Origin of the sequence: Aneurinibacillus tyrosinisolvens, assembly GCF_001015055.1 — a bacterium.
GTDB classification, from domain to species: domain Bacteria; phylum Bacillota; class Bacilli; order Aneurinibacillales; family Aneurinibacillaceae; genus Aneurinibacillus_A; species Aneurinibacillus_A tyrosinisolvens.
Genome location: NZ_BBWZ01000021.1, coordinates 64081 through 75141, shown reverse-complemented (window position 1 = coordinate 75141; position 11061 = coordinate 64081). Strand labels below are relative to the sequence as shown.

16 protein-coding genes are annotated in these 11061 nt (G+C 46.2%); all 16 read left to right on the top strand.

Annotated features, from left to right (window positions below; all coding sequences use genetic code 11):
* Positions 1-499 (top strand): TetR family transcriptional regulator C-terminal domain-containing protein (locus MBEAL2_RS17505; RefSeq protein WP_047153571.1); only part of this gene is annotated, 499 nt, incomplete at its 5' end.
* 56 nt (positions 500-555) lie between these two features.
* A complete protein-coding gene (locus MBEAL2_RS31835) occupies positions 556-816 on the top strand; it encodes a hypothetical protein (protein ID WP_161798227.1) in 261 nt (86 codons plus the stop codon).
* A gap of 99 nt (positions 817-915) precedes the next feature.
* Positions 916-1581 (top strand): PspA/IM30 family protein, encoded by a 666-nt coding sequence (locus MBEAL2_RS17495; protein ID WP_047153553.1) that lies wholly within the window; start codon positions 916-918, stop codon positions 1579-1581.
* 72 nt (positions 1582-1653) lie between these two features.
* The gene (locus MBEAL2_RS17490; RefSeq protein ID WP_047153552.1) at positions 1654-2160 is read left to right on the top strand and encodes a DUF4178 domain-containing protein; all 507 of its coding nucleotides are present in this window, start codon (positions 1654-1656) and stop codon (positions 2158-2160) included.
* Positions 2161-2174: 14 nt separating this feature from the next.
* The gene (locus MBEAL2_RS17485) at positions 2175-2960 is read left to right on the top strand and encodes a DUF4247 domain-containing protein (RefSeq protein WP_047153551.1); all 786 of its coding nucleotides are present in this window, start codon (positions 2175-2177) and stop codon (positions 2958-2960) included.
* 203 nt (positions 2961-3163) lie between these two features.
* Positions 3164-4108, top strand: coding sequence for an Rpn family recombination-promoting nuclease/putative transposase (locus tag MBEAL2_RS17480; RefSeq protein WP_052947793.1), 945 nt, complete (start codon positions 3164-3166; stop codon positions 4106-4108).
* Between the two features lie 58 nt (positions 4109-4166).
* Complete coding sequence (locus tag MBEAL2_RS17475) at positions 4167-4484, top strand: Rpn/YhgA-type helix-turn-helix domain-containing protein (RefSeq protein ID WP_047153550.1); 318 nt, start codon at positions 4167-4169, stop codon at positions 4482-4484.
* Between the two features lie 166 nt (positions 4485-4650).
* A complete protein-coding gene (tpx, locus tag MBEAL2_RS17470) occupies positions 4651-5169 on the top strand; it encodes a thiol peroxidase (protein WP_047153549.1) in 519 nt (172 codons plus the stop codon).
* 110 nt (positions 5170-5279) lie between these two features.
* Entirely contained in the window at positions 5280-5702 is a 423-nt protein-coding gene (locus tag MBEAL2_RS17465; protein WP_047153548.1) for a TIGR03826 family flagellar region protein, read from the top strand.
* Between the two features lie 175 nt (positions 5703-5877).
* Positions 5878-6138: a flagellar biosynthesis anti-sigma factor FlgM gene (flgM, locus tag MBEAL2_RS17460; RefSeq protein ID WP_047153547.1), complete on the top strand. Its 261-nt coding sequence runs from the start codon at positions 5878-5880 to the stop codon at positions 6136-6138.
* 24 nt (positions 6139-6162) lie between these two features.
* Positions 6163-6672, top strand: coding sequence for a flagellar protein FlgN (locus MBEAL2_RS17455; RefSeq protein ID WP_047153546.1), 510 nt, complete (start codon positions 6163-6165; stop codon positions 6670-6672).
* A 50-nt stretch (positions 6673-6722) separates the two neighbouring features.
* Positions 6723-8282: a flagellar hook-associated protein FlgK gene (flgK, locus tag MBEAL2_RS17450; RefSeq protein ID WP_047153545.1), complete on the top strand. Its 1560-nt coding sequence runs from the start codon at positions 6723-6725 to the stop codon at positions 8280-8282.
* Between the two features lie 19 nt (positions 8283-8301).
* Positions 8302-9633, top strand: coding sequence for a flagellar hook-associated protein FlgL (gene flgL / locus MBEAL2_RS29420; RefSeq protein WP_052947792.1), 1332 nt, complete (start codon positions 8302-8304; stop codon positions 9631-9633).
* Positions 9634-9646: 13 nt separating this feature from the next.
* Entirely contained in the window at positions 9647-10222 is a 576-nt protein-coding gene (locus MBEAL2_RS17435; RefSeq protein ID WP_047153544.1) for a DUF6470 family protein, read from the top strand.
* A 39-nt stretch (positions 10223-10261) separates the two neighbouring features.
* Positions 10262-10762 carry a flagellar assembly protein FliW gene (fliW, locus tag MBEAL2_RS17430; RefSeq protein ID WP_052947791.1) on the top strand — a complete coding sequence of 167 codons (501 nt, stop codon included), beginning with the start codon at positions 10262-10264 and terminating at the stop codon, positions 10760-10762.
* A 9-nt stretch (positions 10763-10771) separates the two neighbouring features.
* Positions 10772-11032, top strand: a complete 261-nt coding sequence (csrA, locus tag MBEAL2_RS17425) for a carbon storage regulator CsrA (protein WP_047153543.1) — start codon at positions 10772-10774, stop codon at positions 11030-11032.
* Positions 11033-11061: the final 29 nt, after the last annotated feature.

Below are 11061 nucleotides of genomic sequence, written 5' to 3'. Positions count from 1 at the left end.
ATATAAGGCAACTCTTTTCCGCCGCAGCAAGGGCAGTATCTACTATCACTTCAAAAACATAGAAGGGCTGTTCCTCTATTTAATGGAACAAAGCCAGCAAGACTGGATAGATGACTGGGCAAGAAAATCACAGCAGTACACAACAAGCTCGGAAAAGCTGTATGGGCTGGCGGAGCACTTCGCGGATGATTTCCAGAACCCGCTCATGAAAGCAGGGGAAGAGTTCGTCGGCAGCCAGGCCGCCGATGCCGAAGTGCTGCAGGAACTGCTGCGGCTTATGCGGCTCCCGTACCAAATCTACGAAACGATTCTGGCAGAAGGAATGGCCAACGGCGAATTTAAACAGGAGTCAGTCGAGGATGTAAAGTATATCCTTATGGGATTACTGGGCGGCTTAGGAAATACACAATATGAGATGGACTTTGCAAGAATGAGAGAGCTGTACCGGAAAGCCATTTCGATTTTCCTGCATGGCATCAGCAGCCGGGGCACAGGTTAAATTTTTTTGTTCATTTATTAGAACGAACGGTCGGTTTAATTTTCTAAGGAAGAGGATTGAGGCATATGTTTGATTGGATGCTTTTTATCGGAATGGTCGGCATAGGGATCCCCGGAATTATTGCAATGGCTCCGGCAGAACTGAAAGCGGCAAAAGACAACGCGGGAGCGGAAGACATGCCTCCTGTCTATATAAACATCCTCGTCCACACCGTGCTGGTCGTTTTATTTGCGGCTGGCTCTTCTGGCACCAGGGGATTATCGCTGCCATTCTCGTGCATATGCTATTCCACCTGCTCTGGTATCCGTTTGAGTTAAGAAACTTTTATAAAGGGTGAAACTCTTACATAAACTTTTCGTATATCATTAATGTGAGAAACAAAACACTGGTTTTTATATCTGAGGAGGAATGACTTCATGTCATTGTTTAAACGTTTACGAGACCTTACTTTATCCAACGTATATTCGCTGATAGAGAAAGCAGAGGATCCGATAAAAATGCTGGACCAATATTTGCGTGACATGGCGGATGACTTAGAAGAAGCAGAAAAAGCAGTTGCGGCTCAAATCGCAATCGAGAAGAAATTCAAAGCTTTGTTCGAGGAACAGGAAGCATTAGTGCAGAGACGCGCTGAACAGGCAGAAGCAGCCGTACAGGCAGAAAAAATAGATCTGGCCCGCCGCGCATTAGAAGATAAAAAAGCAGCCCAGCAGAAGATGGATGAATATAAAACGGGGTATGAACAGAATAAGGCGGCTGCAGATCAGCTTCGCACGAAATTAGCGGAAATGAGAAAACAAGTTACAGAAATGAAGAATAAGCGTGAAACACTGGTGGCACGCGCAAATGCAGCAAAAGCCCAGACCAACATCAACAAAGCGATGGCAGGGTTTAACTCGGACACAGCCATGGCAGGGTTAAAGCGAATGGAAGACAAGGTCCTTCAGATGGAGGGGGAGGCAGAAGCGTCAAATGAGCTTTCGGCCAAAGAAAAATCGTTAGACGAAGAATTCGCAGCACTAAACAAGGATAAAGACATTGAAGACGAACTGGCAGCACTGATGAACAAACATCAAAAGTAATCGTAGAAAGAAAATCCTGTGTTTATCTGGCATGGGATTTTCTTTTATACTGATACAGGAGGGAGGCATGTTATGGGATTGTTTGATCGAATAAAAAACATAATGGCAAAGCCTGAACCGGAGAAGCCGCAGCGAACTGTTTTCGATCTGAGAGAAGGGGACATCGTTGATGTATCGCTCGTAAGCTACGAGGTCGTAGGGCGTTTGAGAAATCAGGGGCGAAACGAGCGAATGATTACGCTGCAGGATGGGAGCGACATACGCTACCTGCATATTGAGAGCCGCGAAAAGCTCGTGTTTTCCTTGTATGAGCCGATTGATGGCCGGCTTGATTCTTTTGATGAAGTACCGACAACGATCGACCTTGACGGCGTGGAATATTACTTAGAGGAGAATTATAGCGGCCGCGTAGACGTATCGGGGAAAACTGCTTTTTCCGCCGGGGGCGACCAGCACGTATGGCAATTTCAATCGGATCACCGCAAGCTTCTCCGGATTGAATGGCAGGATGGCCGCTTTATGATGTATGAGGGTGAAAGCATACCTTCTGCCGATGTTCAAATCGTACGCGGTACGTAGGGGGCGTGAAGGAATTGAAGCGAGTTTTTTCTGTTCCATTAAAAATAGGGCTGGCCCTTCTTCTATTCTTAACCGTTCTTAGCGGATGTGCAGATTCATCTGACGTAAAGAATACGTATCCGCTCGAATCGGTGATAAATAATGGAAATCAGACCTCTTATGTATACCGTGCAGCAAACCAGACCGTGCCGGATACCGCAAAGGAAATCACGGACAACCGAAGCCCGGAACAAGTATCCAAAGAAGATACGGAACGAATGTTTATCGTCTACCCGGATGAATTGTACCATTTGCAGAAGGACCCGAAGAAGCCGGAAGATACGTTAATCGAAATCGATAATAAAGAATTTGTAAGGCAGAATTATAGCCCGTCTTTCTTACAGGGATTTATCGCCGCGCAAATTCTAAACAGTGTGTTTGATTTATTTCGAGATTACCAGTATAACAAACACTACGGCAGCGGCCATGATTACCGCGGGTATGGGGACAGGGACCATTACAGGCCGCAGGGAAGCTACCACACCCCGACTGCAGCGGATAAAAAAATGGCGCCCCCGGTCACCGTCCAAAACAAAGGTTCCATTATTAGAAGAGGGAACACGCCTTCAACAAGCAATGGCACTTCCAGCGGTTCATCATCGGAAAAGAAGGCGAAAATCATTCGGGGAAATTCCGGGGATGGAAGCAGCCAGGGAGATCCCTACTATTCGCCGTATAATAACAAACGGCCGAGTATTAGCTCGCCTCCGAGAACGAACTCTAACGGATATGGAAAAATCAAGCGGCGAAGCAGGCATTAAACGATGACGATAATAAAAAAAGCTGCCGGAACGTTCCCGGCAGCCTGGCCAGCCCCCTTACTATCCGCAAGGGGGTTATTTTATTGTTAAAGGAAATCTCTTCTTTTGGCTTATTAATCGTGGCTTTAGTTATGTAACTCTGACCTGCTTTGCTTATGAGACAGGAGCATACCGTGCTATAATGAAAGAAAAGAGGTGGTCGGGTGGAAACAAAGTGGATGAAGCTGTACGTTGATTTTGCCTTCAAAAGGCTGTTCGGCTCGCAGGAGAATGAGCGCATCTTGATGGCGTTTCTTAACGCGATGTTGAAGCCGGCTCCGGAAAAGCGGATTACGAGCGTAACCATTCTGGATAAAGAACTGGGCCGGGAGTATGTGGAGGATAAGAACGCCATTCTTGATTTGCACGCTCGGCTGGATGATGGAAGCAAGGTGAATATCGAGATTCAACTGGCTAATGAGCATAATTTACAAAAGAGGTCGCTGTATTACTGGGGAAGAACGTACATGGAGGGATTTCAGAAAAGCGGAAACTATGCTGATTTGCCGCGTACCATTTCCATTAATATTACCGGGTTTTTACTTTTTCCTTACTACTCGGAACGTTACCACCTTGCTTTTGATTTACGCGAACGGGAAGCGGGATTTTTGTGGGATGATACGATCGAACTGCACCTGGTAGAGATGCCGAAGCTGGTTCGTTTGTGGCGGGAAAGGCGGATTGGCATGGGACAGGATGAACTTGTGGAATGGCTGCTGCTTTTGGAAGCGGGCGACGATGAAAATATTCGTAAAGAATTGGAGGTGCGGGCAATGGATAATCCAGCATTGCAGGAAGCAATGGATAAGTGGGAAGATTTGAGCCGGGATCCGGAAGCGATCCGGGAGTATGAGGCGCGTCACAAAGCATTGATGGATCAGCTTTCTGCCATTAAAGAGAATGAGCGGAGGCAACAGCTGCGGTATGAGGAGGGGATTGAGGAAGGCATTGAGAAAGGCATTGAGAAAGGCATTGAAGAAGGAGAAAGACGAAAGTCATTTGACATTGCCCGCAAACTCCTTCGGAGAGGAGTAGAAGCCAGAGAAGTAGCGGAATACACCGGGCTAGCCTTGGAAGATGTTTATAAAATAGAACGGGAACTACAATAATTATAGATTTGGATAGGTAACAACAAAGGTAGTTGTTAAAGGCTGGGAGGTGCGGGCAATGGATAATTCGGCATTGCAGGAAGCGATGGAGAAGCGGGAAGCCTTGGGCCGTGATCCGGAAGCGATCCGGGAGTATGAAGCGTGTCATAAAGCGTTGATGGATCAGCTTTCTGCGATTAAAGAGAATGAGCGAAGGCAACAGCAGCGATATGAGGAAGGGATTGAGAAAGGTAAGGAGGAAGGTAAAGAGGAAGGCAGGATTGAAGAAAAGCGGGCTATCGCGTTAAAAATGCTAGCGGATGGTATGCCGATTGAGCAGGTAGCAAATTACTCTGGCCTTTCCCTTAAAGAAGTTAAGAAACTTAAAAAGAATTGATTAATTACGCTAAATTTGGGTCCGGTTATTGATTTGTCGATAACCGGACTATTTTCTATTAAATACACACTCCCAATCTATTAACATCATGATAATATTGTAATTGTACGTGCACTACACTACAATAAAGAAGGAGATTATTCACTACCATATGGAGGGATCATTCATGGCACAGGAAAGACAAGGCGCAATCACATTTAAAAGTAACCCGGTTACACTGCTTGGACCAGAAGTAAAAGTAGGCGACACCGCTCCTGATTTCACTGCACTCGCGGCTGGACTTGCTCCTTACTCTCTTAACGATGGAAAAGGCAAAGTTCGCCTTATCAGCGTTGTTCCTTCTATTGATACAGGCGTATGCGATGCACAAACTCGTCGCTTCAACGAAGCAGCAGCAGACCTTGATAACGTAGAAATCTTAACGGTAAGCGTAGACCTTCCGTTTGCACAAGCTCGCTGGTGCGGAGCGGCAGGCATCGATAAAGTAAAAATGCTGTCTGACCACCGTGATCTTTCCTTTGGACAAGCATTCGGCGTAGCAATTAAGGAAATGCGTTTGCTCGCTCGTGCGATTTTCGTACTAGATGCAGATAACAAAGTTACATATGTTGAATACGTACCGGAAGCAACAAACCATCCGGATTACGAAAAAGCCATTGAAGCAGCAAAAGCAGCAGTAAAATAGGAAGTTCACACAATTATCGGCCTGTTTAGTAAAAACAGGTCTTTTTTTTATGGTTTTTTACGATACAATAGAAAACAAAACAGACTCAGGTTGAGGGGGAGGACGAGACCATGTCACTCAACGTAGAAAACTGCCCGCGCTGCGGCAACCTTTTCAAGAAAATTCGGCAGCCGGTTTGCCCGAATTGTGTAAAGGCCATTGATGAGGAATATGAGAAATGCTATAAATACCTGCGTAAAAAGGAAAATCGATCCTGTAATATTCAGGAGTTGAGCGAAGCAACCGGTGTTCCTACTAAGCAAATTGCCAGGTTTATTATAGAAAAAAGGCTTTCTGTTGACAACAACCCGAATATGGGATATTTCTGCAAATCCTGCGGAACTACGATTCGGGAAGGCACCCTGTGCGGGAAGTGCTCAGACAATATTAAGAAACAAATTGGCCACCTGCACGAGGACGAGCAGCGAAGAGAGGCCCTGCGGGAAGAAGGAAAAGAAAAAGGCGCCTTTTATCGTGTCTCACATGATGAATAGGCAAAAAAAGCTAAAAAAATAACGAAACAATGCCGATTACTTAAATAATAAGTAGTCGGCTTTTTCATTTTCACGAAAACCGGCAAGACAGAGGAAATGCTCTTCTGTGTAAAACGGATGATAAAACGGAAAGAATAATAAAGCATCGATAAGATGAAAGGTGAGGTGAGACAAGATGAGAATTGAACGGCCAAATCAAGTGAACCCGCTCAATCCATACCAGCAGCAGAATATGAAGCAGGAAGAAGTAAAGCAGAAAGCGGCCGGGCGCGATCAGGTGGAAATCTCCCCGGAAGCAATGGAATTGCAGCGTTCGAAAGAGACAGAGGCGGAACGGGCGGAGCGGATCGCAAAGCTGAAGGAGCAGGTACAGGCAGGCACATACCACGTGGATGCGAAGCTGCTTGCAGAGAAACTGATTGAACGAGGATTGTAGTAATGATGTACGGGTGGTGTAACCATGAGTGAAATGTATGAAATTATTGAAATTCTGGAACTGCTGATTGCCGAACACGAGAAAATGCTGAAGCTGGCCCGGCAGAAGAAAGAGATCTTGATTACCGGAGCCATTGATGATTTAGCCCGGATTCTCCAGTTCGAGTCCCGTTCGATTAACGCCATACAGTCACTTGAGTTAGAGCGGGAGAAGCATATCTCGCTCTATTTAATGAGACGGGGCATTCGCAAGGAGACGTGCTATATTAGCGATTTGATTGAGATGGCAGGGGATACGGAAGCGAAGAAATCGCTTGTCCGCTGTCAGAATGTACTGGGGAATATGCTGAAAGAGCTGAAGGACGCGAATCAACTCAATCAGCAGTTAATAGAGCAGTCTCTAGCTTTCGTGAATCATTCGCTTGAAGAATTGACGGCTCCGCCAGAGGATCCGTATACGTACAAGAAAACAACAGCAGGGCCTGTGAATCCATATACAAAAGCAACGAAAAGCTACTTTGATAGCAAAGCGTAGGAACATAAATAGATAGGTAGAAAAAATGTAATAGGAAGAGGGAGAACACTATGCCATCCACCTTTTCAGGATTAGAGATTGGAAAGCGGGGGATTTTTGCACAGCAATCCGCATTATATACAACCGGTCATAACATAGCCAATGCAAATACAGAAGGGTTTACCCGGCAGCGGGTGAACCTGCAGGCCAGCTCTCCGATTCCTTATCCAAGCCTTACTAATGATAAATCGCCGGGACAGCTGGGAACCGGGGTAACTGTGCAGTCTTTGGAGCGCTTGCGAGAGGATTTCCTTGATCTTCAGTTCCGTGGAGAAAACAAAAATCTTGGGGAATGGGAAGCCAAAACCGATACGCTGGAAAAAATAGAAGTCATTATGAACGAGCCGTCCGATACCGGGCTGCAAAACACACTCGATAAGTTCTGGCAGTCATGGCAGGATTTAACCCTTCACCCCGAAAATCTATCTACCCGTGAAGTCGTACGCCAGCGCGGGATTGCCGTAGCTGATACATTTGATTTTATGAGCCGTTCACTGACACAGCTTTCCAAAGACGTCGACACGATTGTTGGTGTAAAAACGAGCGAGATGAATTCGATGGCGAAACAAATTGCTGATTTGAACAAGCAAATTGGAGAAATCGTGCCGCACGGCTACACGCCAAATGATCTGTACGACCAGCGTGACCTTCTGATTGACAAGCTCTCTAAGATGGCAGATGTCACGGTAAGTCCTTCAGCGGAAGGAAAAGGAATGGTTGACGTTTTTGTTAACAGTGTTACCGTGGACGCGAATGGAACAGCAACCAAGACAGCGATTCCGCTTGTTGCAGCCACAGTAGGCGCAGACGTAGTGAGCGCAGCACAGAATGGGAAACCACAAATTACAATCGGCGGAACACCTGTTGCGTTTGATTCCGGAGAAATGGCCGGGCTGGTTGCTTCCCGCGACGTGATTATTCCTTCTTACTTGAACCGGATGAATACCCTTTCTACGCACATTGCAGAGAAGATAAATGAAGTCCACCGAAGCGGTATCGATTTGGATATGGTTCAACAGTATCGTGATACATTGAAAAATGGCGGAGACGTAAACGCACTCCCGAAAAAGGGGGATATTCCATTTTTCGTTAGCAAGAAAAATCCGGCTAATCCGCCTGAGGATGCCTCCGATATGCAAGTGAATCCTGCGATTATTGATTCGCTTAGCAAAATTGCCGCAGGCAAAGAGTATAACTGGAAAGGGAAGGACGGGAACGCGCCCTCCTTCGAGGGAGACGGTTCCAACGCTTCTGAAATTGGTAAGTTAAAATTCACTAAAATCCAATTTCTTGGGACCAGTGAAGCATCTAACTTCGATGATTTTACCCGCTATACAATTTCAAAGTTAGGTATTGAAACACAGGAAGCGCAGCGTCTGAAAGGCAATGCGGAAGTGCTGACCGGCCAGGTGGAAAATCGGAGGCAATCGGTTTCTGGGGTCTCACTAGATGAAGAAATGTCGAATATGATTAAGTTTCAGCACGCATACAGCGCATCAGCGCGCATGATTACGGCCACGGACGAAATGCTGGATAAAGTTATTAACGGCATGGGCCTCGTAGGTAGATAGGGGAAGGGGTGAATAAGCCATGCGTGTAACGCAAAATATGTTAAGCAATACGATGATGTACAATTTAAATAACAGCCTGAGTAAAATGGATCGGCTGCAGGATATGCTTGCAACAGGAAAGAAGATTTCTAAGCCGTCGCAGGATCCGGTTGTTGCTGTAAGAGGAATGTTCTATCGTACTTCGCTGATGGAAAATGAGCAGTTCCGCCGCAATACCGATGAAGGGGTAAACTGGATGGATTCTTCTGAGTCAGCCATCAATGAATCGCGTGACGTCCTTTCACGTGTAAAGGAATTGATGACACAGGCCTCAAGCGATACACTAGACACCACGGATCGCGAAAAAATCCGTGAAGAGCTCATCCAACTGCGGGATCACCTGGGTGCGGTAGCGAATACAACAGCAGGCGGATTGTATTTATTTGGTGGTACGGACACCCTTACTGCTCCGTATGGGGAAGTGAAACCTGGAACCCCTACACCTGCGGGGGGGCAATATGATACACTCACCTACGCCCCTACCGTTGGGTATACAAATCAGAATAACGCCAGCATTGATCTGGAGATGTCACAATCTATTTATTTGTCTATTAACGTGGATGGTGTTCAACTGTTCGGACAGCAGAAGAGCGGAAACATTCCAGATGCTCCTATTATGAACATTACTGATCCAACCAAACCAGAACAATTGGAAAACCAAAAAAATTATAACGATGCATGGAAAGCCGACTTGTTTGGTTTAATGGATAAAATGATTAACGATTTGAAGCCGTCCCCTAATGCTACTGACCGGTATGGAAGGCTGCTGGCAGCTGACAGCAAGGGGAACCCGCTCTATGACCCAAGTACAGGACAGGCTATACTTTACGATAAAAATGATCCCACCCATCAAATTTTAAAGAAGCATAATTATATAACGAATGATAAAGGCCAACTACTGGCAGCGGATGCGCAAGGGAATCCGATTCCTGATCCAGCAGACCCAACAAACCCAACAAAAACCAAGCTGTTCCAGCCAAACTCTACAGACTATGTCCTCACTTCTTCAGAGGATGCTGCACGGCCTAAATCAGGAAAAGAATTGACTGGTTATTTAACGGTCATTCAAAGCCACACTGACAACTTCCTGCAGGTGCAGGCTGCGGTCGGTGCGCGAATGAACCGGATTCAGATGATCCAGGATCGACTCGATACGCAGCATGATGGAACGGAAAAAATTATGTCCGATGGCGAAGACGCCGATCTGGCTAAAGTTATCACTGACCTGCAGAACCAGGAAAACGTACACCGTGCTGCACTTGCATCGGGTTCCCGTATCATTCAGCCAACCTTGCTTGATTTTCTTCGCTAAGGAGAGATAAAGGATGAATTTACCACGCGTTGAACTTCAGCAATCGTGGATGAAAATGGACTGGGATATTCAGGAGCCTTCCTATACGTTTGAGCCGGCCCATTCGCAGGTAAATATAGAGCAGAAGCCAGCAGAGATGTTCATAAACCGAACCCCTTCCCAGCTTACGATTGATCAGACTCAATGCTGGGCAGATATGGATTTGAAGCCAATCTCCCGCCGCATTGCGGAAGCAGCCGCGGATGGAGAGCGGTCTGTGCTCAAGTATATCGAAAGAGTGGGCGCGGAGGGGGAACAGCTCGGGGCGATTGAAAACCGGGGGAATGTGGTTACAAGTATAGCGAGGAGTAAGAAGCTTTTTCCTGATTACCAGTTTGCTTATAGGAATATTCCCGGCAACTTTTCGCTTCGTATAGGTTTTACACCAAGTGAATTAAATATGGACTGGCAGCTTAACGGGACTCAAATCGATGTTCAGTCCACGCCTTCTCACCATGATTATGAACGCGGGAAAATCTCTTACTATATAAAGCAGAAAAACCAACTTCAAGTGAATATAGTTGGAGGAAACGTGAATGTCGGCTATTAATTATAGAGGCGATGAGCCCTTCAAAGGAGTTTTACCCATATGTCTTTTAAGATGACATCAAGCCTGTTTGGCGAAGTTGAATACAAGGAAAATGAAGTTTACCGCTTTGAACAGGGGCTTCCCGGGTTCATGGATAAGCGGGACTTTATTTTCCTCACCATAGAAGACAGCCCGTTCACTGTCCTGCATTCGATTGAGGAAGATTTGTATTTCTTTCTCATGGATCCATTTACCTTATTCTCTGATTACGAGTTTACGATTCCTGATCATGTGATAGAACAGCTTCAGATTGAGAATCGGGATGCGGTTATTTGCCATTCGATTGCTGTTCTCCGCGATCCGCTAACTGATTCTACTGTAAACCTTGCCGCTCCGGTCATTGTGAATACAACGAACCGGAAGGGGCTTCAGCTTGTGCTGGAAAACAGCAAGTATTCCGTTCGCCAGCCGATTTTTTTAGGTGAAGAAAAAAGCGGGTACAATACTAATGAAAATGTAACTGCTGAGCAGGACGAGGCGGCAGCGAACGAGCAAAGGTAGGCGGTAGGGATGCTGGTATTAACACGCAAGAAGGGCGAATCGATTGTAATAGGTGACAATATTACAGTGAAAATCATTAGCACGGAAGGCGATCAGGTAAAGATTGCGATTGATGCTCCGCGCCACGTGGAGATTCACCGGCAGGAAGTGTACGAGGCGATTCAGGCGGAGAATCGCCTGGCTGGGACAAAACAGGCTGGAATTGATATTGCGCAGCTGAAGCAGGTAGGCAGTAAGACCTCCGGGATGAAGATAGGTAAAAAGGAATAGAGTAGTTTGGGTACAGAGCTCTCCGGTTG